At 64.5% G+C, this 24,212-nt stretch carries 21 protein-coding genes; 19 read left to right on the forward strand and 2 right to left on the reverse strand.

Annotation, left to right across the window (positions count from 1 at the left end; all coding sequences use genetic code 11):
• Nucleotides 1-28: 28 nt before the first annotated feature.
• Nucleotides 29-1,603 (forward strand): nitrogen regulation protein NR(I), encoded by a 1,575-nt coding sequence (gene ntrC, locus AB4Z27_RS14220; RefSeq protein WP_441644649.1) that lies wholly within the window; start codon nt 29-31, stop codon nt 1,601-1,603.
• A gap of 63 nt (nt 1,604-1,666) precedes the next feature.
• Here ntrC and AB4Z27_RS14225 read toward each other — a convergent pair whose 3' ends face one another.
• On the reverse strand, nt 1,667-2,464 hold the full coding sequence (locus AB4Z27_RS14225) for an HAD-IIB family hydrolase (RefSeq protein ID WP_092290821.1): 798 nt from the start codon (nt 2,462-2,464) through the stop codon (nt 1,667-1,669).
• A gap of 237 nt (nt 2,465-2,701) precedes the next feature.
• On the opposite strand from AB4Z27_RS14225, the gene ugpB reads away from it, so the two are divergent.
• The 18 genes from ugpB to AB4Z27_RS14315 all read left to right on the forward strand — a co-directional run bounded on the left by ugpB (nt 2,702) and on the right by AB4Z27_RS14315 (nt 23,425).
• The gene (gene ugpB / locus AB4Z27_RS14230; RefSeq protein ID WP_092289636.1) at nt 2,702-4,012 is read left to right on the forward strand and encodes a sn-glycerol-3-phosphate ABC transporter substrate-binding protein UgpB; all 1,311 of its coding nucleotides are present in this window, start codon (nt 2,702-2,704) and stop codon (nt 4,010-4,012) included.
• 116 nt (nt 4,013-4,128) lie between these two features.
• Nucleotides 4,129-5,010: a sn-glycerol-3-phosphate ABC transporter permease UgpA gene (gene ugpA, locus AB4Z27_RS14235; RefSeq protein WP_092289634.1), complete on the forward strand. Its 882-nt coding sequence runs from the start codon at nt 4,129-4,131 to the stop codon at nt 5,008-5,010.
• 18 nt (nt 5,011-5,028) lie between these two features.
• Nucleotides 5,029-5,877, forward strand: a complete 849-nt coding sequence (ugpE, locus tag AB4Z27_RS14240; RefSeq protein WP_092289632.1) for a sn-glycerol-3-phosphate ABC transporter permease UgpE — start codon at nt 5,029-5,031, stop codon at nt 5,875-5,877.
• Between the two features lie 27 nt (nt 5,878-5,904).
• Complete coding sequence (locus tag AB4Z27_RS14245) at nt 5,905-7,026, forward strand: sn-glycerol-3-phosphate import ATP-binding protein UgpC (RefSeq protein WP_092289630.1); 1,122 nt, start codon at nt 5,905-5,907, stop codon at nt 7,024-7,026.
• Entirely contained in the window at nt 7,023-7,796 is a 774-nt protein-coding gene (gene ugpQ, locus AB4Z27_RS14250; RefSeq protein WP_092289628.1) for a glycerophosphodiester phosphodiesterase, read from the forward strand. The genes AB4Z27_RS14245 and ugpQ overlap by 4 nt, the downstream gene beginning before the upstream one ends.
• Nucleotides 7,797-8,097: 301 nt before the next feature.
• Complete coding sequence (locus AB4Z27_RS14255; RefSeq protein WP_092289626.1) at nt 8,098-10,950, forward strand: 2-oxoglutarate dehydrogenase E1 component; 2,853 nt, start codon at nt 8,098-8,100, stop codon at nt 10,948-10,950.
• A gap of 87 nt (nt 10,951-11,037) precedes the next feature.
• Nucleotides 11,038-12,294 (forward strand): 2-oxoglutarate dehydrogenase complex dihydrolipoyllysine-residue succinyltransferase, encoded by a 1,257-nt coding sequence (gene odhB / locus AB4Z27_RS14260; protein ID WP_092289624.1) that lies wholly within the window; start codon nt 11,038-11,040, stop codon nt 12,292-12,294.
• 93 nt (nt 12,295-12,387) lie between these two features.
• Entirely contained in the window at nt 12,388-13,812 is a 1,425-nt protein-coding gene (gene lpdA / locus AB4Z27_RS14265; RefSeq protein WP_092289621.1) for a dihydrolipoyl dehydrogenase, read from the forward strand.
• 110 nt (nt 13,813-13,922) lie between these two features.
• Nucleotides 13,923-15,020: a cell division protein ZapE gene (zapE, locus tag AB4Z27_RS14270; protein ID WP_092289619.1), complete on the forward strand. Its 1,098-nt coding sequence runs from the start codon at nt 13,923-13,925 to the stop codon at nt 15,018-15,020.
• A gap of 245 nt (nt 15,021-15,265) precedes the next feature.
• Nucleotides 15,266-17,779 carry a heavy metal translocating P-type ATPase gene (locus AB4Z27_RS14275; RefSeq protein WP_441644650.1) on the forward strand — a complete coding sequence of 838 codons (2,514 nt, stop codon included), beginning with the start codon at nt 15,266-15,268 and terminating at the stop codon, nt 17,777-17,779.
• A 2-nt stretch (nt 17,780-17,781) separates the two neighbouring features.
• Nucleotides 17,782-17,928 carry a cbb3-type cytochrome oxidase assembly protein CcoS gene (gene ccoS, locus AB4Z27_RS14280; protein WP_092289615.1) on the forward strand — a complete coding sequence of 49 codons (147 nt, stop codon included), beginning with the start codon at nt 17,782-17,784 and terminating at the stop codon, nt 17,926-17,928.
• Between the two features lie 158 nt (nt 17,929-18,086).
• A complete protein-coding gene (gene ccoN, locus AB4Z27_RS14285; RefSeq protein WP_092289613.1) occupies nt 18,087-19,547 on the forward strand; it encodes a cytochrome-c oxidase, cbb3-type subunit I in 1,461 nt (486 codons plus the stop codon).
• An 18-nt stretch (nt 19,548-19,565) separates the two neighbouring features.
• The gene (gene ccoO / locus AB4Z27_RS14290; RefSeq protein WP_092289612.1) at nt 19,566-20,231 is read left to right on the forward strand and encodes a cytochrome-c oxidase, cbb3-type subunit II; all 666 of its coding nucleotides are present in this window, start codon (nt 19,566-19,568) and stop codon (nt 20,229-20,231) included.
• 5 nt (nt 20,232-20,236) lie between these two features.
• Complete coding sequence (locus AB4Z27_RS14295) at nt 20,237-20,407, forward strand: cbb3-type cytochrome oxidase subunit 3 (protein ID WP_092289610.1); 171 nt, start codon at nt 20,237-20,239, stop codon at nt 20,405-20,407.
• Nucleotides 20,404-21,318: a cytochrome-c oxidase, cbb3-type subunit III gene (gene ccoP, locus AB4Z27_RS14300; RefSeq protein WP_092289608.1), complete on the forward strand. Its 915-nt coding sequence runs from the start codon at nt 20,404-20,406 to the stop codon at nt 21,316-21,318. The genes AB4Z27_RS14295 and ccoP overlap by 4 nt, the downstream gene beginning before the upstream one ends.
• Nucleotides 21,319-21,373: 55 nt before the next feature.
• Complete coding sequence (gene ccoG / locus AB4Z27_RS14305) at nt 21,374-22,915, forward strand: cytochrome c oxidase accessory protein CcoG (protein WP_441644651.1); 1,542 nt, start codon at nt 21,374-21,376, stop codon at nt 22,913-22,915.
• Nucleotides 22,916-22,955: 40 nt separating this feature from the next.
• Nucleotides 22,956-23,183, forward strand: a complete 228-nt coding sequence (locus tag AB4Z27_RS14310) for a hypothetical protein (protein ID WP_092289604.1) — start codon at nt 22,956-22,958, stop codon at nt 23,181-23,183.
• On the forward strand, nt 23,180-23,425 hold the full coding sequence (locus AB4Z27_RS14315; RefSeq protein WP_092289602.1) for a hypothetical protein: 246 nt from the start codon (nt 23,180-23,182) through the stop codon (nt 23,423-23,425). The genes AB4Z27_RS14310 and AB4Z27_RS14315 overlap by 4 nt, the downstream gene beginning before the upstream one ends.
• A 28-nt stretch (nt 23,426-23,453) precedes the next feature.
• Here the strand turns inward: AB4Z27_RS14315 and fnr are convergent, their stop codons facing one another.
• A complete protein-coding gene (gene fnr, locus AB4Z27_RS14320) occupies nt 23,454-24,179 on the reverse strand; it encodes a fumarate/nitrate reduction transcriptional regulator Fnr (RefSeq protein WP_092290819.1) in 726 nt (241 codons plus the stop codon).
• Between the last annotated feature and the right edge of the window lie 33 nt (nt 24,180-24,212).

Below are 24,212 nucleotides of genomic sequence, written 5' to 3' on the forward strand. Positions count from 1 at the left end.
CATGACACCGAGCAGACAAGCGACGCACATGAAGCCGATCTGGATAGTCGACGACGATCAATCAATCCGCTGGGTCCTCGAGAAGGCCCTTGCCCGTGAAAGCCTGCTCTCTCGCAGTTTTACCAATGTTCGCGACGTGCTCGCGGCGCTGGAGGATGACGAGCCGCAGGTCCTGATTTCCGATATCCGCATGCCTGGCGGCTCGGGCCTGGACCTGCTGCAGGCCATCAAGGCGCGGCACCCGGGCCTGCCGGTCATCGTCATGACCGCGTATTCCGACCTGGACAGCGCCGTGGCGGCGTTCCAGGGCGGCGCCTTCGAATACCTGGCCAAGCCGTTCGATGTCGACAAGGCCGTCGAGCTGATCCGGCGCGCGCTCGAAGAGAGCCTGCGCGAGGAGGAAATGGACGATCGGCTAGTCGACGCGCCTGAGATCCTGGGTCAGGCACCGGCGATGCAGGACGTGTTCCGCGCCATCGGCCGCCTGTCGCAGTCGAACGTGACGGTGATGATTACCGGCGAGTCCGGCACCGGCAAGGAACTCGTCGCACGGGCGCTGCACAAGCACAGCCCGCGCGCCAACGGGCCATTTATCGCGCTCAACACGGCGGCGATTCCGAAGGATCTGCTCGAATCCGAGCTGTTCGGACATGAGCGCGGCGCGTTCACGGGTGCGCAGACGATGCGGCGTGGCCGCTTCGAGCAGGCCGAGGGCGGCACGCTGTTCCTCGATGAAATCGGCGATATGCCATTCGATCTGCAAACGCGGCTGTTGCGCGTGCTGTCGGACGGCAACTTCTATCGCGTGGGTGGCCACAACCCGTTGCGCGCCAATGTGCGCGTGATTGCGGCCACGCACCAGAACCTCGAGACGCGCGTGAAAGAGGGGCTGTTCCGCGAGGACTTGTTCCACCGCCTGAACGTGATTCGTCTGCGGCTGCCGCCGCTGCGCGAGCGGCCCGAGGACATCACGCTGCTGGCGCGCCACTTCCTGCAGAAGAGCGCCAAGGAGCTTGGCGTGGAACCCAAGCGCATGTCCGACGAGGCGCTGGCCTACGTCAGCACGCTGCCGTTCCCTGGCAACGTGAGACAGCTTGAGAATCTGTGTAACTGGCTGACCGTGATGGCGCCGGCGCAGACCATCGAAGTCAAGGATATGCCACGCGAGATGATCGGCACGCCCCAGTCGGAAAGCACCGGTTCGCCGATGCGCGCGCCGGGCAGCGAGTCGCGCATGACAGGTGGCGACTACGATGCGATCGAGACATCCGACTACGGCATGAACACCGCGGCAGGCGAGGGTGACACGATGGTCGCCACGCGCCCACCGATGACCGCCACGGCGCCAGGCATGGCGTCCGCACCGGCCTTCGCGGGCAATGCGGTGTCGGCAAGCTGGGAGTCGCTGCTGGCCGGCGAGGCCAAGTCGATGCTGGAAGCGGGCCAGCCCGAGGTGATGGATGTGCTGACGCGGCGCTTCGAAAAAGCTGTGCTCGAAGCCGCGCTGGGCGTCACGCGCGGGCGCCGCGTGGAAGCCGCCACCCGGCTTGGGATTGGACGCAATACGATTACCCGCAAGCTGCAGGAGCTGGGATTCGATTGATGTCCAGGGGTTGAGACGATTCTCTGCTCTCCCGCTGCGGGGGAGCAGAGAACAAGAATCGTCTCAGCCGTTGCTACGTACCGCCAGCAGTCGCTCCGCCATCTCGGCGAAGCCTTCACCGCCGGCCGCCTCCGTGACGTAGGCGGGCGCCACCGGCAACTGATCCAGAATCTCCCGCACGTTCGCCACGCCCACCGACAACGGGAAGTGGCCGAACATCGCCGCGTCATTGGCCGAGTCGCCGATGAACAGCCATTCGTCGCGCGCGGCGTCGATGTCATCCCCCAGCAACTCCTGCACGCAAAGCCGGCTCATCGACAGCTTGTCATGGTCGCCGAACCAGCCGTTAACGTGGATCGAGCTGACCGTCGCCGTCATGCCGGCCTCGCGCATCATCGCGGCAATGCGGTCCACCGCCGGCTGGGGCAGGGGTGCCACGTCCTCGGCATGGTCGATGGCAAGGTCGGCCGCATGCCATGCCTGGTCCGATGCCAGCGCGCAGCCAGGCACCTCGCGCACGATCCGCTCGCCCAGCGCGTGGATCTTCTCAAGATTCCCGGCGCGCGTCGGCGCATCGTCGAGGAAGCGTGTGATCAGCTTGTTGTCGCGCAAATGTGAGAAGAAGGCGCCATTTTCGCCGATGATGGCATCTACCGGCCAGAGTCTGACGAGGATCTCCGCCCAGGCGATGCAGCGTCCTGTGACGGGTACGACATGCAGCCCAGCCCGGGCCAGCCGGTCCAGTGCGAGATAGGTGGGGGCAGGCAGCCGGCCATCGGTCGTCAGGGTGCCGTCGATGTCGGTCAGGATGCCGCGCACGCGCCGGAGGGCGGCGTCCGGCAAGGTGGCGAAGGGTTTCATCGTGCTCATGGGCGAGGATTGTACGCAAACGTCCGCCGGTGCGGCGCGCCCGGTTGTGTGACATCAATGTGTCGTCAAAATGCAGCAATATTCTCACCGCAAGGCGGGTTTGCCCGGTTTGCGGCGAGGTGCGACGGGCGTAACATCCCGCTGTCACAAAAAATGCATACAGTCGGGCGCTTTTTCTTGTTTCTTGCCCGATTTGCCCGACTGATAACAGCCTCAGGAGAGAAGTCCATGTCCTTTCCACGCACCGCCCTAAAATTCGCTGCCGTCGCCGCCCTGGCCATGGCCGGCACCGCCCACGCCGCGGTCGAGATCCAGTGGTGGCACGCCATGCAGGGCGCGCTGAACGACAAGGTCAACGAGATCGCCAACAAGTTCAACGCGAGCCAGACCGACTACAAGATCGTGCCTGTTAACAAGGGCAACTACGACGAAACCATGGCGGCCGGCATTGCCGCCTTCCGCGCGGGCGGCGCTCCGGCGATCCTGCAGGTGTTCGAAGTGGGCACGGCCACGATGATGAGTGCCAAAGGCGCGATCAAGCCGGTCTCCACGGTGATGAAGGATGCGGGCGAGAAGTTCGACCAGAAGGCCTACATCCCCGCCGTGGCCGGTTACTACACCTCGTCGAAGGGCGAGATGCTGTCGTTCCCGTTCAACAGCTCGACCACCGTCTTCTATTACAACAAGGACGCCTTCAAGAAGGCGGGCCTCTCCGAGCCGCCCAAGACCTGGCCCGAAGTGATGCAATATTCGGCCAAGCTGAAGGCATCGGGCACGAACTGCGCCTATACCACCGACTGGCAGGGCTGGGTGCACCTGGAAAGCTTCTCGGCCTGGCATAACACGCTGTTCGCGACCAAGAACAACGGCTTCGGCGGCACCGACGCCCGCCTGGTCTTCAACAGCCCGCTGCACGTGAAGCACATCACCAATCTCCAGGAGATGGTGAAGAAGGGCTACTTCAGCTACGGCGGCCGCAAGGCAGAGTCGCAAGCCAAGTTCTTCAACGGCGAGTGCGCGATGTTCACGGGCTCGTCGGCATCGCTGGCCAACATTCGCAAGAACGCCAAGTTCCAGTTCGGCGTGTCGCAGTTGCCGTACTACCCGGACGTGCAGGGCGCCCCGCAGAACACGATCATCGGCGGCGCGTCGCTGTGGGTGATGGGTGGCAAGAAGGCCGAGGAATACAAGGGCGTAGCCAAGTTCTTCACGTTCCTGTCGCAGCCTGAGATCCAGTCGGACTGGCACCAGGCCACCGGCTACCTGCCGGTGACGATGGCCGCCTACGATCTGACCAGGAAATCGGGTTACTACGACAAGAACCCGGGCGCCGATGTGTCCGTGCAGCAAATGGTCGTGAAGACCACGGACAAGTCGCGCGGTGTGCGCCTGGGCAACCTGGTGCAGATCCGTACCGTGGTGGACGAGGAACTGGAAGCCGTCTGGGCCGGCAAGAAGGAGCCGAAGGCTGCGCTGGACACGGCGGTGGCGCGCGGCAACGACCTGCTGGAGCGCTTCCAGAAGACTGCGAAAGAGTAAGTCAGGGGCGTCGCGCGGCCTGGCCGGTATGACCGGTCCGGGCTGAGGGCGCCAGACGTGCGGCAAGTGGGCGGCGGCGAAACCGTCGCCCGCTTGCGTTATGAAAAGGTTTGACGATGGAAAAACGCGTCGTTTTCCGGTCGCCGTGGCTGCCGTATCTGCTGGTGTTGCCGCAGATCGCCATCACGATGATCTTCTTTTTCTGGCCGGCCGGCCAGGCGCTGTGGCAGTCGCTGCTCCAGCAGGATGCCTTCGGCATCAATCTCGAATTCGTAGGGCTCGACAACTTCAGGACGCTGTGGGCAGACCCGCAGTATGTGGAGTCGTTCGAGGTCACGGCCATCTTCGCCATTGGTGTGACGGTGGTCGGCCTGTCGGTGGCGCTGCTGCTTGCCTACTTCGCCGACCGCGTGGTGCGCGTGGCCACGGGCTACAAGACCCTGCTGATCTGGCCGTATGCCGTGGCCCCGGCCGTGGCGGGCGTGCTCTGGATGTTCATGTTCAACCCGACGCTGGGCGTGGTGTCGTACGCGCTGCGCAAGGGCGGCGTGGACTGGAACTTCCTGCTCAATGGCAATCAGGCGCTGACGCTGGTGGTGCTGGCCGCCGCGTGGAAGCAGATCAGCTACAACTTCCTGTTCTTCCTGGCCGGGTTGCAGAGCATTCCACGCTCGCTGATCGAGGCGGCCGCCATCGATGGCGCCGGACCGTGGCGGCGCTTCTGGTCCATCATATTTCCGCTACTTTCGCCGACCACGTTCTTCCTGCTGGTCATCAACGTGGTCTACGCATTCTTCGATACCTTCGCCATCATCGATGCCGTGACGCATGGCGGCCCRTTCAATTCGACGAACACGCTTGTGTACAAGGTGTTCCACGACGGCTTCCGCGGCATGGACATCGGCGGCTCGGCCGCGCAGTCCGTGGTGCTGATGGTGATCGTGATTGCGCTGACCGTGGTGCAGTTCCGGTTCGTGGAACGCAAGGTCCAGTACTGACACGAAAGGCGCYCAAAAATGGTAGAACGTCGTCCAATTCTTGATGTCATCACCCACGTGGTGCTGATCCTCGGCATCATCGTCGTGGCGTTTCCGGTGTACCTGACCTTCGTGGCGTCCACGCTGACGGCCGAACAGGTGCTCGATTCGCCCATGACGCTGATCCCCGGCAGCCACATGGTTGAGAACTTTCGCACCGTGCTGTTCAAGGGCGTGGGGGAGGCSGCCTCGCCGGTCGCCACCATGATGAAGAACAGCCTGATCATGGCGCTGGGCATCGCGCTCGGGAAGATCGCGATCTCGATCATCTCGGCCTTCGCCATCGTTTATTTCCGATTTCCGCTGCGCAAGACCTTCTTCTGGCTCATCTTCATCACGCTGATGCTGCCTGTGGAAGTGCGGATCCTGCCGACCTACAAGGTGGTGTCGGACCTCGGCCTGCTGGACAGCTACTTCGGCCTGACCATTCCGATCATCGCATCGGCCACGGCCACGTTCCTGTTCCGCCAGTTCTTCCTGACCATTCCCGATGAACTGGCCGAGGCCGCGCGCATCGATGGCGCCGGTCCGCTGCGCTTCTTCTGGGACGTGGTGCTGCCGCTCTCGCGCACCAGCATCGCGGCGCTGTTCGTAATCCAGTTCATCTATGGCTGGAATCAGTACCTGTGGCCGCTGCTGATTACTACGCAAAAATCGATGACGCCGGTGGTGGTTGGCGTGACGCAGATGATTTCGCGCTCGGGCGATGCCGCGACGGACTGGAATCTCGTGATGGCCACTGTGATGCTGGCGATGATCCCGCCTGCCGTGGTGGTGGTGCTGATGCAGAGGTGGTTCGTCAAGGGCCTGGTCGAAACAGAAAAGTAAGCGAAACAAGCGGATTACGAGAAAGCCATGGCAAAACTGTCACTTCGCAACGTTCAGAAAACCTACGCCGGCGGCACGCAGGTCGTGCACGGCATCGACATGGAAATCGCCGACGGCGAGTTCATCGTCATCGTCGGCCCCTCGGGCTGCGGCAAGTCCACGCTGCTGCGCATGGTCGCCGGGCTGGAAACCGTTACCGGCGGCGAGATCCATATTGGCGACAAGGTAGTCAACGACTTCGAGCCGGCCGAGCGCGACATCGCGATGGTGTTCCAGAACTACGCGCTCTACCCGCACATGACCGTGTACGACAACATGGCCTACGGCCTGCGGATTCGCGGCATGTCCAAGGCCGAGATCGACCAGCGCGTGAAGCACGCGGCGGGCATCCTGGAGCTGGGCGCGCTGCTCGAACGCAAGCCGCGCGCGCTCTCGGGCGGTCAGCGCCAGCGCGTGGCGATGGGGCGCGCCATCGTGCGCGAGCCGGCCGTGTTCCTGTTCGACGAGCCGCTGTCCAACCTCGATGCCAAGCTGCGCGTGCAGATGCGGCTCGAGCTGAAGGACCTGCATCGCCGCCTGGGCACCACCAGCCTGTACGTCACCCAYGATCAGGTCGAGGCCATGACGCTGGCCGACCGCATGATGGTGCTGAACGGAGGCCGGGTGGAGCAGATCGGTACGCCGCTCGAGGTCTACTCGCGTCCGGCCAGCACCTTCGTGGCCGGCTTTATCGGCTCGCCGCCGATGAACCTCGTGCCCGTGGTGCGTACCAACGCCGCCCAGGGCGAGGCGCAGATGCGCGTGGTGCCGAAGGCGAATGGTGCCGGCGAAGGGCAGGGTGCGCCGGCCACGCTCGGCCATCTGCCGATGGGCCTGCACCTGCCCGAGCAGGCGTTGATGGGGCTGCGCCCCGAGCATATCGAGCCGTGCGCGGCCCACGACGCCATCGCGCATGTCGATGTGCGCGTGGTCGAGGCGCTCGGCGCCGATTCATTCGCCTATGGTTCGCTGGGCGGCCAGTTGATCGTGGTCCGGCTGGACAGCCACATGCCAGTGCGTGCCGGTGACCGTCTGCCGATCACGGCTTCGGCTGATCATCTGCACTTCTTCGACGCGACGTCGGGCAAGCGTATCGAGGCACTGGCATGAGTGCGTCAATCGTCACGTTTCCTGTGGTCGATGCAGCCAACTGGCCGTATCCGCGCCATATCGCGCACCGGGGTGCCGGCAAGCTCGCACCCGAGAACACGCTGGCCGCGTTCCGGCACGGGGCGTCGTTCGGCTACCGGATGTTCGAGTTCGACGTGAAGTTGTCGGCCGACGGCAAGCCGGTGCTGATGCACGATGCCACGCTGGACCGCACCACGTCCGGCAAGGGCCGCGTCGACGCTATGACGCTGGGCGAACTGGCCGCGCTGGACGCCGGAAGCTGGCATAGCCCGGCCTATGCCGGCGAACCGGTGCCGACCCTGGCGACGATCGCCCGCTACACGCGCGCCAATGGCTTCCACGTCAATATCGAGATCAAGCCGGTGCCTGGCACGGAATGGCGGACCGGCGCAGCAGTGGCGATTGATGCGCTTTCGCTCTGGCAGGGCGCCGACGTGCCGCCGCTGCTTTCGTCGTTTTCCGAGGAGGCGCTCGATGCCGCCCGCCAGGTGGCGCCCGGCCTGCCGCGCGCGCTACTGCTCGACAAGCTGCCCGCCGACTGGCCCGAACGCCTGCGCCGGCTGGGCTGCGTAGCCTTGGACGCCAACCATCGCGAGCTGGACGCGGCCGTCATCGCCCGCGCCCATGCGGACGGTTTTCAAGTGTTGTGCTACACGGTGAACGACGCGTCCCGGGCCGCCGAGCTATTGTCYTGGGGGCTGGACGGACTGATCACGGACGCGGTCGATCGGATCGAGCCGGCCGCCTGATGGCGTAGCACCGATGTGTGGCGGCAACGGTCATGATTTTGCATCACGAAAAGTCCCCACTGTCGTTGGGCAAACGTGCTATGCTTTTGCGAGTGAAGACTAAGGTCCTTCCCCGCACAACTTGCCCTTTCGGGCTGTCGGTGAGACCCCAGACAGACGGCACCTTCGCGGTGCCGTTCGTTCAAGGTAGCGCTGTCTGGCTCCCAAGAGTTGTTTGCAATCCGCTAACCGGTCAAGCCGTGTCGCGGAAGGTTGATGAACCCGCTTAACTCCGGCATTCCCGGAGAATAGTGAGCGCCCCATGATGCAGCAGTATCAGAGCAATTCGTACCTCTTCGGCGGCAACGCCCCCTATGTGGAAGAGCTGTACGAGGCCTATCTCCAGAATCCCAGCTCGGTTCCCGACAACTGGCGCGCGTATTTCGACGCGATGCAGAATGTCCCGGCTGTGGATGGGTCCAACTCCCGCGATATCCCCCACGCACCGATCGTTGCCTCGTTCGCCGAGCGCGCCAAGCAGGGCCCCATCAAGACCATCGTTGCCTCGGCCGATTCCGACATGGGCCGCAAGCGCGTTGCYGCGACCCAGCTGATCGCTGCCTACCGCAACATCGGTACCCACTGGGCCGACCTCGATCCGCTGAAGCGCCAGGAGCGTCCGCCCCTGCCTGATCTGGATCCGGCGTTCTACGGTTTCTCCGAGGCCGACCTCGACATCGTCTTCAATGCCAGCAACACGTATTTCGGCAAGGAATCGATGAGCCTGCGCGAGTTGCTCAACAACCTCCGTGAGACCTACTGCGGCACCATCGGCGCCGAGTTCATGTACGTGAGCGACCAGGCGCAGAAGCGCTGGTGGCAGGAGCGCCTGGAAACCACGCGTTCCAAGCCCGTGTTCACGCTGGAAAAGAAGAAGCACATCCTGGACCGCCTGACCGCGTCCGAGGGCCTTGAGCGCTTCCTCCACACGAAGTACGTCGGCCAGAAGCGCTTCTCGCTCGAAGGCGGCGAGAGCTTTATCGCCGCGATGGACGAGCTGATCCAGCACTCCGGTTCGAAGGGTGTGCAGGAAATCGTGATCGGCATGGCCCACCGTGGCCGTCTGAACGTGCTGGTCAATACGCTGGGCAAGATGCCGGCCGACCTGTTCGCCGAATTCGAAGGCAAGCACGTCGATGACCTGCCCGCCGGCGACGTCAAGTACCACAAGGGCTTCTCGAGCGATGTCTCGACCGAAGGCGGCCCGGTTCACCTGTCGCTCGCGTTCAACCCGTCGCACCTGGAAATCGTCAACCCGGTGGTCGAGGGTTCGTCGAAGGCCCGCCAGGAACGCCGTGGCGAAGCCGGCCACAAGGAAGTGCTGCCGGTGCAGGTGCACGGCGACGCCGCCTTCGCTGGCCAGGGCGTGGTCATGGAGACGCTGAACCTGGCGCAGACCCGCGGCTACGGCACGGGCGGCACCATGCACATCGTCATCAACAACCAGATCGGCTTCACGACGTCTGACCCGCGCGACGCGCGTTCCACGCTGTACTGCACGGACGTGGTCAAGATGATCGAGGCTCCGGTGCTGCACGTGAACGGCGACGATCCCGAAGCCGTGGTGTACGCCATGCAACTGGCCACCGACTTCCGCATGGAATTCAAGAAGGATGTCGTGGTTGACATCATCTGCTTCCGGAAGCTGGGCCACAACGAGCAGGACACGCCGGCTGTAACGCAGCCGCTGATGTACAAGAAGATCTCGCAACACCCGGGCACGCGCAAGTTGTACGCCGACAAGCTGGCCGCGCAGAACCTGGTGCCCGCCGACTTTGGCGACCAGCTGGTCAAGGAATACCGTGCCGCGATGGACGCGGGCAAGCACACGGTGGACCCGGTCCTGTCGAACTTCAAGAACAAGTTCGCCGTGGACTGGATGCCGTTCCTGAACCGCAAGTGGACCGACGCAGCCGACACCGCCGTGCCGGTGACCGAGCTGAAGCGCCTGGCCGAGCGGATCACGACCATCCCCGAGCACCTGAAGCTGCACCCGCTGGTGGAAAAGGTCATYAAGGACCGCGCCAACATGGGCCGTGGCGACCAGCCTCTGGACTGGGGCATGGGCGAGCACCTGGCGTTCGCATCGCTGGTGGCCTCGGGCTACCCGGTGCGTATCACCGGCCAGGATGCTGGCCGTGGCACCTTCACSCACCGTCACTCGGTACTGCACGACCAGGGTCGCGAGCGCTGGGATGCCGGCAGCTACGTGCCGCTGCAGAACGTGTCCGAGAATCAGGCCCCGTTCACCGTGATCGACTCGGTGCTGTCCGAAGAAGCCGTGCTCGGCTTCGAATACGGCTACTCGACTGCGGAACCGAATGCGCTGGTGATCTGGGAAGCCCAGTTCGGCGACTTCGTGAATGGCGCCCAGGTGGTGATCGACCAGTTCATCTCGTCGGGTGAAGTGAAGTGGGGCCGCGCCTCGGGCCTGACGATGATGCTGCCGCACGGCTATGAGGGCCAGGGTCCGGAACACAGCTCGGCCCGTATCGAGCGTTTCCTGCAGCTCTGCGCAGACCACAACATTCAGGTTGTGCAGCCGACCACGCCGGCACAGATCTTCCACCTGCTGCGTCGCCAGATGATCCGGCTGTTCCGCAAGCCGCTGGTGATCATGACGCCGAAGTCGCTGCTGCGTAACAAGGATGCGGTGTCGCCGCTGTCCGACCTGGCCAAGGGTCACTTCGAGACGGTCATCCCCGATCACGAAGAACTGAACGCCAGCAAGGTCAAGCGCGTGATCATGTGCTCGGGCAAGGTCTACTACGACCTGGTCAACACCCGCAAGGAGCGTGGTGCCACCGACACGGCGATCATCCGCCTGGAACAGCTGTACCCGTTCCCGCACAAGGCTGTGGCCGCCGAGCTCAAGAAGTACCCGGGCGTGACCGAAATCCTGTGGTGCCAGGACGAGCCRCAGAACCAGGGTGCCTGGTTCTTCGTGCAGCACTACATCATGGAAAACATGACGGAAGGCCAGAAGCTCGGTTATGCCGGTCGTCCTGCCTCGGCTTCGCCGGCGGTGGGCTACTACGCAAAGCACAACGAGCAACAGAAGGCGCTGCTGGACGCTGCGTTCTCCAAGCTCAAGGGCTTTGTGCTGACCAAGTAATAAGACGGCCGGCCCGGCGCGCAGTGGTGCGCGCCGGGCTTCGGCCTGTTTGAACATACACGCATACATCGAGGAAAATTTCTCACCATGGCTATTGTTGACGTCAAGGTTCCGCAACTGTCTGAATCGGTCGCCGAAGCGACCATGCTGAACTGGAAGAAGAAGCCGGGCGAAGCTGTTGCCCAGGACGAGATCCTGATCGAGATCGAGACCGACAAGGTCGTGCTGGAAGTGCCGGCGCCCGCCGCCGGCGTGCTGTCGCAGATCATCAAGAACGACGGCGATACCGTCGTGGCCGATGAACTGATCGCCAAGATTGATACCGAAGCCACCGCTGGCGCCGCCGCTCCGGCTGCCGCCGCCCCGGCTCCGGCCGCTGCACCTGCCGCCGCCGCCCCGGCTCCCGCTGCCGCCACCGGCGCCAGCGGCATCGCCATGCCGTCGGCTGCCAAGCTGATGGCCGAAGGCGGCCTGTCCGCCGGTCAGGTTGCCGGCACCGGCAAGGATGGCCGCATCACCAAGGGTGACGTGCTGGCCGCCGGCTCGGCGCCCGCACCGGCCGCCAAGGCCGCCCCGGCACCGGCTCCGGCCAAGCCGGCCCTGCAGCAAGTGTCCGCCCAGGTGGACTTCGCCGCGCTGGGCGACCGCCCGGAAGAGCGCGTGCCGATGAGCCGCCTGCGCGCCCGTATCGCCGAGCGCCTGGTGCAGTCRCAGTCCACCAACGCCATCCTCACTACGTTCAACGAAGTGAACATGAAGCCGGTGATGGACCTGCGCAACAAGTACAAGGACCGCTTCGAGAAGGAGCACGGCGTGAAGCTGGGCTTCATGTCGTTCTTCGTCAAGGCTGCCGTGCACGCCCTGAAGAAGTACCCGATCATCAACGCCTCGGTGGATGGCAACGATATCGTCTACCACGGCTACTTCGACATCGGTATCGCGGTGGGTTCGCCGCGTGGCCTGGTGGTGCCGATCCTGCGCAACGCCGACCAGATGAGCCTGGCCGACATCGAGAAGAAGATCGCCGAGTTCGGCGCCAAGGCCCGTGACGGCAAGCTGTCGCTGGAAGAACTGACGGGCGGCACGTTCTCGATCTCGAACGGCGGTACGTTCGGTTCGATGCTGTCGACGCCGATTATCAACCCGCCGCAATCGGCCATCCTGGGCGTGCACGCCACCAAGGATCGTGCCGTGGTGGAAGACGGCCAGATCGTGATTCGCCCGATGAACTACCTGGCCATGTCCTACGACCACCGGATCATCGATGGTCGCGAGGCTGTGCTGGGCCTGGTGGCGATGAAGGAAGCGCTGGAAGATCCGGCCCGCCTGCTGCTGGACCTGTAAGCGTCCGTCTCCTCCCTCTGAATTGAAGGACACCCGCTCCCCGCCGCCCGTTGAATCGGGCGCGTGGGAGCAGGCCGTCCAGAAGGAAACTCCATGAGCAAACAATTCGACGTGCTGGTGATCGGCGCCGGCCCCGGCGGCTATATCGCCGCCATCCGCGCAGCCCAGCTGGGCCTGAACGTGGCCTGCTGCGAAGGCAACGCCTATGACGACCCCAAGGGCGAGCCGCGCCTGGGCGGCACCTGCCTGAACGTGGGCTGCATCCCCTCCAAGGCATTGCTGGCTTCCTCGGAAGAGTTCGAGAACGCCTCGCACCACCTRGCCGACCACGGCATCACCGTGGGTGACGTCAAGGTGGACGTGCCCAAGATGCTCAAGCGCAAGGACGACATCGTCGGCAAGATGACCAAGGGCATCGAGTTCCTGTTCCGCAAGAACAAGGTGACGCTGCTCAAGGGCTACGGCAAGTTCGCCGGCAAGGCTGCCGAAGGCTTCCAGGTGGAAGTGGCCGGTGAGGTCGTGACCGCGAAGCAGGTCATTATCGCTACCGGTTCGAAGGCCCGTCACCTGCCGGGCATCACCGTGGACAACAACCTCGTCAGCGATAACGAGGGCGCGCTGAAGTTCCCGACCGTGCCGAAGAAACTGGGCGTGATTGGCGCCGGCGTGATCGGCCTGGAACTGGGCTCGGTGTGGCGCCGCCTGGGTGCCGAAGTGACCGTGCTGGAAGCGCTGCCTGCGTTCCTGGGCGCCGCCGATGAAGGCGTGGCCAAGGAAGCGCAGAAGCTGCTGACCAAGCAGGGCCTGCAGTTCAGCCTCGGCGTGAAGGTCAACGAGGTCAAGACCGGCAAGGACAGCGTCACCGTCAGCTATGACGACAAGGACGGCAAGGCCCAGACGCTGGAAGTGGAYCGCCTGATCGTGTCCGTCGGCCGCGTGCCGAACACCGACAACCTGAACCTGGAAGCGGTGGGCCTGGGCGCGGACGCGCGCGGCTTCATCGAGGTGGACGACCACTGCCAGACCAAGGTGCCGGGCCTGTGGGCCATCGGCGACGTGGTGCGTGGTCCGATGCTCGCCCATAAGGCGGAAGACGAAGGCGTGGCCGTGGCCGAGCGCATCGTCGGCCAGAAGCCGCACATCGACTTCAACACGGTTCCTTGGGTGATCTACACCTTCCCGGAAATCGCGTGGGTCGGCAAGACCGAGCAGCAGCTGAAGGCCGAAGGCCGCCAGTACAAATCGGGCCAGTTCCCGTTCATGGCCAACGGCCGTGCGCTGGGCATGGGCGCCTCGGACGGCTTCGTCAAGATGCTGGCCGATGCCAAGACCGACGAGATCCTGGGCGTGCACATCGTGGCCGCCAACGCGTCGGACCTGATCGCCGAAGCCGTCGTGGCGATGGAGTTCAAGGCCGCCAGCGAGGATATCGGTCGCGTCTGCCATCCGCACCCGTCGATGTCCGAAGTCATGCGCGAAGCCGCGCTGGCCGTGGACAAGCGCCAGCTCAACATGTAAGGCTGATGCCTGCCATTGCGTGAGCACCGGCGCGCCGCAACCAGCGGCGCGCCGTTTTCACTTGCAGCGCCCGCGCATCTTGCGCCGGACGCCCCCAGCGTGAACCCAGCATGAACGTCACCGAGTTTTACGAGAAAGAACTGCAACAGCGCGGCTACCAGTCGGACGAGGCGCAACTGCGCGCCGTGGCACGGCTGCAGCAGTGCTACGACGAATGGGTGGCCTACAAGAACCGGCGCAGCAACGCGCTGAAGAAGCTTCTGGTGCACCCCGATGTGCCCAAGGGCGTCTACCTGTGGGGTGGAGTGGGGCGCGGCAAGTCGTTCCTGATGGACAGCTTCTACTCTTGCGTGCCCGTGGTTCGGAAGACGCGGCTCCATTTCCACGAGTTCATGCGCGAAGTGCATCGCCAGTTGGAGGAATTGCGAGGTCGGCCCGACCCCCTCGACGAACTGGCCAAGCGCATCGCGCGCAAATACCGGCTGATCTGCTTCGACGAATTCCACGTCAGCGACGTGGCGGACGCCATGATGCTGCACCGCCTGCTGGACCAGATGTTCGCGAATGGCGTGCAATTCGTGATGACGTCGAACTATCGCCCGGACCTGCTGTACCCGGATGGTCTGCACCGCGAACGCGTGCTGCCCGCGATCGACCTCCTCCAGGAGAAGCTCGACGTGCTCAACGTGGACGCGGGTATCGACTACCGCAAGCGCGCCCTGGAGCAGGTCGAGGCGTACCACACGCCGCTGAACCGCGAGGCCAGCGCGGCGCTGCGCGATGCCTTCGTGGGTATCGCCGGCACGGCCGACGAATCGCCGATCCTCCATATCGAGCACCGTGAACTCAAGGCGCTGCGTAAGGCGAACGGTGTGGTCTGGTTCGACTTCGCCACGCTCTGCGGCGGCCCGCGCTCGCAAAACGACTATCTGGAGCTGGCGTCGCAGTTCCATACGGTGATCCTGTCGGATGTGCCGAAGATGACGCCGCGGATGTCGTCGGAGGCGCGCCGCTTCACCTGGCTGATCGACGTGTTCTACGACCACAAGGTCAAGCTGCTGATGTCCGCCGAGGTGCCTGCCGACGAGTTGTATACCGAAGGGCAGATGGCTGGCGAGTTCCATCGCACGGTGTCGCGGATCATCGAAATGCAGTCACGGGAGTACCTGGAGTCCGAGCGACGGACCATGGATACCTCGCTGACCTGAGCGGGCTGGAAGCTGTTGTCGGACTGGTACGAATCCGACCTATTTGATCTGCATCAAGGCGTATGGTGTGCGTGCTACCTACTATCCGTGGGTATTAAAAGCGCGCCATGCCGTCCCCGTCCCTACCTACCCCATCGCTCGCACCAGCCGGCGGCCCCCTTGGGGTGCTGCCAGCGACAACGACGACCTTACCGCCCCCATCCGCCGCCCGGCGCGCGATTCCCGCGACGCCTGCGGCCCCCACGATGGCGGGCGCTTCGCCATCCCCATCGACTTCCACGCACGTAGACGGCCATTGCTTTCACTGCGGCCAGCCGCTGACGCCAGCGGAGCCGGTATTCATTGCCGATGTCGAAGGCAGCGCGCGCAGTTTCTGCTGCGGCGGCTGCCAGACGCTGGCGCAGATGCTCCACGCGGCCGGTTTCGGCCATCTGTATGGCGATACCTCTCGCTTCGCGCGTCCTATCGACGACGCCGCGCGCCGGGAAGCCGAGCCGGTCTGGGCTGCCTACGACACGCCCGAGCTGCGCCAGCAGTTCGTCCGCCCGCTAGGCGATGRCAAGGCTGAGGTCACTCTGGCGCCGGAAGGTATCCGCTGCGCTGCCTGCGCGTGGCTGATCGAGCAGCGCCTGGGCCAGCTGCCGGGTGTGGAACTGGCGGTGGCCAACGTGGCAACGCGCCGCGTGGTGGTGCGCTGGCGGGAATCGCAACAAACCGTGTCAGCCTTGCTCGGCGCCCTAGCGGACATCGGCTATATGGCGTGGCCATTCGAGGTGTCCCGCAGCGACCGCCAGGACCGCCGCGAACGGCGCGGGCTGCTGATGCGGATGGCCGTGGCGATGCTCGGCATGATGCAGGTCATGATGTACGCGTGGCCGATCTACACCCATGAAGCCACGATCGATGCTGGCCAGTTGCAACTGATGCGCTGGGCCAGCTTCGCGCTGACGCTTCCGGTCGTCTTTTATTCTGCCTCCCCGATTTTCACCGGCGCCTGGCGCAGCCTGCGCCAGCGCGCGATGGGCATGGACGTGCCCGTGGCCATCGGCGTGGCCGCCGGCTTTCTGGCCAGCGCAGCCGCCACGGTGCGCGGCGTGGGTGAGGTCTACTTCGATTCCGTGACGATGTTCGTGGCCTTCCTGCTGCTGGCCCGCTATCTGGAACTGCGCGTGCGTCAGGCGTCCCGAAGCGGCGCCGAGATGCTCGCGCGTCAGCTYCCGGCCACCTGCGAGCGCCTGACGGAGGGCGGCACCGCCGAGCGCGTGCCGGTGGCCCGCCTCGGCGCGGGCGACCGTATCCGGGTCAAGGCCGGTGAAATCATGCCCGTGGACGGCGTGGTGCTGGCTGGCATCAGCGAACTCGACGAATCGATGCTGACCGGCGAGGCACGACCGGTGCGGCGGGGTATCGGCGATGCGGTACTCGCCGGGTGTTTCAACACGGCCAGCCCGCTCGAGGTGCGCGTCGGGCGCATCGGCGCCAATACGCGGCTGGCCGAGATCGTGGCGGTGCTGGACCGTGCCCTTGCGGAAAAGCCACGACTGGCGATGCTGGCCGACCGCGTCGCAGGCTGGTTTGTCGGCGCGCTGCTTGGGATGGCGGCGGTCACCGGTATCGTCTGGGCCGTCTGGATCGATCCGTCGCGCGCGTTGTTGGTGACGGTGGCGGTGCTCGTGGTGAGCTGTCCCTGCGCGCTGTCGCTGGCTACGCCTGCGGCGCTGGCGGCCGCCGGTGCGGCACTGTCGCGGCGCGGSGTGCTGCTGACGCGGTCTCACGCCATCGAAACCCTCGCGCGCGTCACCGACATCGTGCTCGACAAGACCGGCACGCTGACCGAGGGGCGCTTCGCGGTGGTRCTGACCGAAGCCACAGGCCGCCTCGAAGCGGACATCTGCCTGGCGATTGCCGCGGCGATGGAGCAGGGCGGCGAGCATCCGATAGCCCGGGCGTTCCTCGATGCCCGCGCACCATCGACCGGGCGGGAGCAGCCCTCGGTGGACGATCTGTGCAATGTGCCGGGGCAGGGAGTCGAAGCCTGTGTCGACGGGCGGCGCGTGCGGCTTGGCCGGCGCGACTTCGCGGCGGCGTTGGCGCTGGAGCCGGGCGTCTGGGTCGGCGATGACGCGGCCATCGGCGCCTCTGGCAACGCCCATCGCGGCGCTACCGAGGTCTGGTTGGGCGCTGCCGAGGGCCTGCTGGCACGGTTTTTCCTGTCCGATATTGCACGCCCGCAGACGCCGGCGCTGATCGATGCGCTCGACCTGCTTGGCATTCGTACTCATCTGATTTCTGGCGACAACGTCGAAGCGGTGCGCTGGTGGGCCGACCATTTCGGCATGGAAACCGCCCATGGCGCCGTGACGCCCGARGGCAAACGCGCCTATGTGGCCGCGCTGCAAGAGCAGGGCGCTGTGGTGCTGGCCGTGGGCGACGGCATCAATGACGCGCCGGTGCTGGCCCAGGCACAGGTCTCCATCGCAATCGGGAGCGGCGCACCGCTGGCCCAGGCAGGCGCCGACGCGGTCCTCACGCATGGCGGCGTGGCCGAGATTGCCAACACCATCGCCGCCGCGCGCCGTACGCGCCGCGTGGTGCGGCAGAACCTCGGCTGGGCCTTCTTCTACAACATTGTGGCCATTCCGCTGGCCGCCACAGGGCTGGTCACGGCCTGGATGGCAGGCATCGGCATGTCCGTGTCGTCGCTGCTTGTGGTGGCCAATGCCTGGCGCCTGCTGCGTGCACCGAACAAGGAGCGCTGACCATGGAAACCCTTTACCTGCTCGTGCCAATGAGCCTGGTGCTCGTGGCGCTGATMGCTGGCGCGCTCTGGTGGGCGCTCAACGCGGGCCAGTACGACGACCTCGACCGACCCGGCGAAGCCATCCTGCTCGATAACGACAAGCCATGAATTGCAAGCTTTTTACGAGCCCGAGTGGCGCGCGGCAGCAACAGTTCCCTTCGTTGAATTGCGACTTGACCGGGATCAACGCGCGGGCGGCGGCGACTTTCTAAAGTCACACCAACACTAGGGTTAAACGATCTTTACTTCTGTATTTGGGGGTCTGAATGGATGTCTCTACCGCGTCTCCACGCGTCGACACCTTTAACTACGGCGTCGTACGGCAGTTTGCCGTGATGACCGTGGTTTGGGGGATCGTCGGCATGGCCGTCGGCGTTCTGYTGGCGGCGCAACTGATCTGGCCAGATCTCAATTTCAATACCCCGTGGCTGTCCTTCGGGCGCCTGCGTCCGCTGCACACCAACGCGGTGATCTTCGCCTTCGGCGGCAGCGCGCTGTTCGCCACGTCGTACTACGTGGTGCAGCGCACCTGCCAGGCGCGCCTGTTCTGCGGGCCGCTGGCAGCGTTCACGTTCTGGGGCTGGCAGATCGTCATCGTGGCGGCTGCCATCACGCTACCGCTCGGCATCACGACTTCCAAGGAATATGCGGAACTCGAATGGCCAATCGACATCCTGATTACGCTGGTCTGGGTCGCCTACGCGGTGGTGTTCTTCGGCACCATCATCAAGCGCAAGACGCGCCATATCTACGTGGCCAACTGGTTCTTCGGCGCGTACATCCTGACCATCGCCATCCTGCATATCGTGAACAACATCGAGATGCCGGCGTCGATGTGGAAGTCGTATTCCGCCTATGCGGGCGTGCAGGACGCGATGATCCAGTGGTGGTACGGCCATAACGCCGTGGGCTTCTTCCTGACCACCAGCTTCCTCGGGATGATGTACTACTTCATCCCGAAGCAGGCCGGACGGCCGATCTACTCGTACCGGCTCTCCATCGTCCACTTCTGGGCGCTGAACTTCACCTATATGTGGGCCGGCCCCCACCATCTGCAATACACCGCGCTGCCGGACTGGGCGCAGTCGCTCGGCATGGCGTTTTCGCTGATCCTGCTCGCGCCGTCCTGGGGCGGGATGATCAACGGGATCATGACCATGTCCGGCGCCTGGCACAAGCTTCGCACGGACCCGATCCTCAAGTTCATGGTGGTTGCGCTGTCGTTCTACGGCATGGCCACGTTTGAAGGATCGATGATGTCCATCAAGACCGTGAATGCGCTGTCGCACTACACGGACTGGACGATCGGCCATGTCCACTCGGGCGCGCTCGGCTGGGTCGCGATGATCTCGATCGGCTCGCTGTACTACCTGATTCCACGCCTGTTCGGGCAAAAGGAGATGTTCAGCGTCAAGCTGATCGAGTGGCACTTCTGGATCGCGACGATCGGCGTGGTGCTCTACATCGCCTCGATGTGGATCGCCGGCGTGATGGAAGGGCTGATGTGGCGCGCCACGCAGCCGGACGGCACGCTGACCTACGCGTTCGTCGAAGCGGTCAAGGCGAAGTATCCGTTCTACCTGATCCGCCTGCTCGGTGGCCTGTGTTTCCTGACCGGCATGCTGGTCATGGCCTACAACGTGGTGCGCACGATCGCCGGCAAGACGGCCACGGACGCGCCGATCCCGGCCAGCCTGCCGGCTTCCGCCCAGGCTCCCGCACACTGACCGCCGAGGATTGCTGAGATGTCACAAAAACAAGGATTCTTCACCCACGAAACACTGGAAAAGAACGTTGGCTGGCTGATCATCGCCACGATCATCGTGGTGAGCATTGCGGGTCTGGTGCAGATCGTGCCGCTGTTCTTCCAGCATTCCACGACCAAGCCCGACGCGGGCATCGTGCCCTACACGCCGCTGCGCCTGATGGGCCGCGATATCTATATCCGCGAAGGCTGCGTCGGCTGCCATTCGCAGCAGGTGCGCACGCTGCAGGCCGAGACGGAGCGCTATGGCCATTTCTCGACGGCCGGCGAGTCGGTGTATGACCATCCGTTCCTGTGGGGTTCCAAGCGTACCGGTCCAGACCTCGCCCGCGTGGGCGGCCGGTATTCGGATGACTGGCAGCGCATCCACCTGCGCAATCCGCGCGATGTGGTGCCGGAATCGGTGATGCCGTCGTATCCGTGGCTCGAGAAGACCGCGCTGCCGACGGGCGATATCCAGGGCCGGATGCGCGCCCTGAAGCGGTTGGGTGTGCCGTACACCGAGGAGCAAATCGCCCATGCCCCTGAGGAACTCGCCGGCAAGACCGAAGAGGACGCGATGGTGGCCTACCTGCAAGGCCTCGGCCTGAACCGCCGCAACGTGCGCCTGGACGCCGCCACGGCGGCCGCGGCACCGAAGGAGTAACCGCCATGGCCATCCTGACCTCCGCTGCCACCGTGCTGTCGATGCTGGCCTTCCTCGCCATCTGCTGGTGGGCCTGGTCGTCGCGGCGCCAGGCCGCCAACGAGGAGTCAGCCATGCTGCCCTTCGCGTTGCCCGACGAGACCACGATAACGACAAGCCGGAACCCACAGTCATGAGCGATTTCTTTTCCGATTACTGGAGTTACTACATTACGGCCATCTCGCTGGTCGGCATCGCGTGGTGCGTGTGGCTGCTGTTCTCGCAGCGCCGGGCGCCAAAAAGCCAGGGTGCGACCGAGGATACCGGCCATGTCTGGGATGGTGACCTGCGCGAGTTGAACAACCCGCTGCCGCGCTGGTGGATGTGGATGTTCCTGCTGGCCTGCATCTTCAGCGTGTGCTACCTGGTGCTGTATCCGGGCCTGGGTTCCTACGCCGGCGTGCTGGGGTTCTCCTCGCAGGGCGAACTGGCGGCGCATCGACAGGCCGCCGAGAAGATGCAGAACGAGATCTACGGGAAGTACATGTCGATGGACGTGACGAAGGTCGCCGCCGATCCCGACGCCCGTGAAATTGGCCAGCGCCTGTTCCTGAACTACTGCGCGCAGTGCCATGGCTCCGACGCGCGCGGCAGCCGCGGCTTTCCGAACCTGGCCGACAACGACTGGCTCTATGGCGGCGACCCCGAAACGATCCGTCAGACGATCACCAAGGGTCGCAACGGCATGATGCCGCCGTTCGCGGGCGTCATCGACGCCAAGCTCGCCGGSGACACGGCCCAGTATGTGCGCTCGCTGTCGGGCCTGGCGTCTGACCCGATCCGCGCGTCGCGGGGCGAGGGCACCTTCAAGACCACGTGTGCGGCCTGCCATGGGGCCAGCGGCAAGGGCAACCAGGCGCTCGGCGCGCCGAACCTGTCGGACAGCGTCTGGCTCTACGGCAGTTCGGAAAATGCCATCGTCGAGGCGATCCAGAAGGGTCATAACGGGCACATGCCCGCGCATGAGGAAATCCTGACGCCCGAGCGCATCCGCATGCTGACCGCCTACGTGTGGGGTCTCTCCAATACAGGAGCGGCCGGACAATGATCAACAGCCCCCGGGYAGGGCGGCCAGCCGCCTGCCGGGGCGCGAGGAACACAAGATGAACGCGCCCCCCAATGCTGCACAGCCCGTAGCGGACGACCCCGCTACGTCGGAGCCCTCACGGCCCGACGACAGCCCGCCATGGCGCCCGGCTGCCACGCCGCKATCCGGGCAATCTGCCCAATCGGCTGAATCTTCGGAAGAAACACTCTACGAGGTCCGGCGCAAGATCTATCCGCGCTCGGTCACGGGCGCCTTCTCGARCTGGCGCGTCTGGCTCGTCATCCTCACCCAGCTGGTCTACTACGGCGCCCCGTGGCTGCAATGGAACGACCGCCAGGCGGTGCTGTTTGACCTCGGCGCGCGCAAGTTCTATATCTTCGGCCTCGTGCTGTGGCCGCAGGACGTGATCTACCTCGCGGTCCTGCTTGTCATCTCGGCGCTCGCCCTGTTCCTGTTCACCGCCATCGCGGGCCGGCTGTTCTGTGGCTACGCGTGTCCACAGACCGTCTACACAGAAATCTTCATGTGGATCGAGCGACGCGTGGAAGGCGATCGCATCGCCCGCATCCGGCTGGACGGCGACCCGTGGAGCCTGCGCAAGCTGCGGCTCAAGGCGACCAAGCACACGCTCTGGGTGGTGATCGCCCTGTGGACCGGCTTCACGTTCGTCGGCTATTTCTCGCCGATCCGCGAGCTGGGCGGGCAGGTGATCGACCTCTCGCTGGGGCCGTGGCAGTCGTTCTGGATGCTGTTCTATGCCTTCGCCACCTGGGGCAACGCCGGCTTCATGCGCGAGCAGGTGTGCAAGTACATGTGCCCATATGCGCGTTTCCAGAGCGTGATGGTCGACCGCGATACCTTCGTGGTGACCTATGACGTAGGCCGTGGCGAGCCGCGCGGCAGCCGCTCGCGCAAGACGGACCGGCACACCGCCGGCATTGGCGATTGCGTCAATTGCAGCATCTGCGTGCAGGTCTGCCCGACCGGGATCGACATCCGTGACGGATTGCAATACGAGTGCATYGGCTGCGGTGCCTGCATCGACGCCTGTAACCAGGTCATGGACAAGATGGCCTATCCGCGTGGCCTGATCCGCTACACCTCTGAGAACGCGATGCGCAAGGGCCTGTCGGCAGTCGCCGCGCGCAAGCGCTTGTTCCGCACGCGGACGATTGTCTACGCGGTGATCTGGTCGGCGCTGGTGGGGGGCTTCATCGGGTCGCTGGCGATGCGCACGCCGCTCAAGGTCGATGTCATCCGCGACCGTGGCGCGTTGGGCCGCGAGGTCGAAGGTCGCTGGATCGAGAACGTGTACCGGCTGCAACTGATCAATACGACCGAGACGCCGATGCGCGTCCGGGTACAGGCGACGAGCGCGGAGCTGCAAGGGTTGACCATCGAGTATGACAAGTCGGCAGAAACGCTGCCGCCTACGTCGAACCGGCTGTTGCCGGTGCGGATCCGTATCCCGCTCGACCACGCGCCGCAGGGCACGCACAAGATCCGTATCACGGTCACGGGGGAGGGTATGGACGACGCACGCGGACGCGCGCAGATCCAGGAAGCGACCAGTTTCATCGTGCCGCGCGGCCTGTAGGACAGGTCATTCAGGAAATATTCGACGCAAGGAGTAGGCAATGACAGCGCAACAAGTCAAGCCGTGGTGGAAGGAACCGTGGCCGTGGCTGCTGATGAGCGGACCGCTGCTGGCGATGATCGGCTGTGGTGTGACGATCTGGCTCGCCAATACCCACGCCGACGTGCCGGTGCGCGATGCCGCGCGGCATGGGCTGGTGGTGGAGAAGCTGGATGGGTCCGCCGTGCGTGCCGACGCTCATGTCAATGACACGGCGAGGCGGCCATGAGACTACGCTGGCTGATGTGGGTGATGTGGCCAGCGTTCCTGATGGGCGGCGTGGCCACGGCAACGGTGTTCTCGATTGTCGATCCCAGTGACCTGAGCTTCTTCGGTCATCCGGTCGACGCGTCGCGTGAGGCGATCTATACCGTGGGATTCCTGCTGGCGTGGCTGTTCTGCGCCTTGTCGAGCGGCCTGACGCTCTACACCATGCCAACGCCGCTCAGCGATACCGATGAACTCGAGTAGCGAGTGCACCGCCGCCGGCGAGCCGGCCTTAGCAGGAGCGGTTGTAGATCTGCTTGATGCCGGCCATGTCGATGAGCTTGACGTGGCGCTGGCGGATCTGGATCAGGCCCGCCTCGGCAAAACGAGAGAACAGGCGGCTGACGGTTTCGAGTTTCAGGCCAAGATAACTGCCGATCTCCTCGCGACTCATGCGCAATACGAACTCGCTCGACGAGTAGCCACGCGCCGACAGGCGATCGGAAAGATTGACGAGGAACGCGGCAAGCCGCTCCTCGGCCCGCATCGAACCCAACGTCATCAGCATCACCTGGTCCTGCGAAATCTCCTTGCTCATCAAGCGCAGGAACTGGGTTTGCAGCGAGGGCAGGTCAGACGAGAGCGCCTGCAAGTCGTTGAAGCGTACGACGCAGACTTCGGCATCCTCGAGGGCCGTGGCATCGGAAGCATGCTGCATTTCGCCGAGGCCATCCATACCGACCATCTCGCCGGGCAGATGGAAGCCGGTGATCTGCGAGCGGCCGTCTTCGAGCGTCACGTGCGTCTTGAGCGTGCCGAAACGCACGGCATAGACGGCGGTGAGCGGATCGCCCATGCGGTAAAGCGTTTCGCCCTTGTGCACGCGCACGCGTTCCTGCACGAGCGTGTCCATCTTCAGGAGGTCCTGGTGCGACATGCCTACCGGCAGACAAAGCTGGCCCATCCCGCACGTAGAGCAGCGGGGCGAGATCTCGGTGACGGGTATGGAGGTAAGCAATTGAGGGCTCTTGGTGATGCGCATTGCAGCGAG

The sequence above is a fragment of the Cupriavidus sp. KB_39 genome (genome assembly GCF_052114485.1).
GTDB lineage: Bacteria > Pseudomonadota > Gammaproteobacteria > Burkholderiales > Burkholderiaceae > Cupriavidus.

Coding starts and splice junctions, on each gene's coding strand:
- ntrC (WP_441644649.1), top strand. CDS start 29: ATGAAGCCGATCTGGATAGTCGACGACGATCAATCAATCCGCTGGGTC.
- AB4Z27_RS14225 (WP_092290821.1), bottom strand. CDS start 2,464: ATGAAACCCTTCGCCACCTTGCCGGACGCCGCCCTCCGGCGCGTGCGC.
- ugpB (WP_092289636.1), top strand. CDS start 2,702: ATGTCCTTTCCACGCACCGCCCTAAAATTCGCTGCCGTCGCCGCCCTG.
- zapE (WP_092289619.1), top strand. CDS start 13,923: ATGAACGTCACCGAGTTTTACGAGAAAGAACTGCAACAGCGCGGCTAC.
- ccoO (WP_092289612.1), top strand. CDS start 19,566: ATGTCACAAAAACAAGGATTCTTCACCCACGAAACACTGGAAAAGAAC.
- AB4Z27_RS14295 (WP_092289610.1), top strand. CDS start 20,237: ATGGCCATCCTGACCTCCGCTGCCACCGTGCTGTCGATGCTGGCCTTC.
- AB4Z27_RS14310 (WP_092289604.1), top strand. CDS start 22,956: ATGACAGCGCAACAAGTCAAGCCGTGGTGGAAGGAACCGTGGCCGTGG.
- AB4Z27_RS14315 (WP_092289602.1), top strand. CDS start 23,180: ATGAGACTACGCTGGCTGATGTGGGTGATGTGGCCAGCGTTCCTGATG.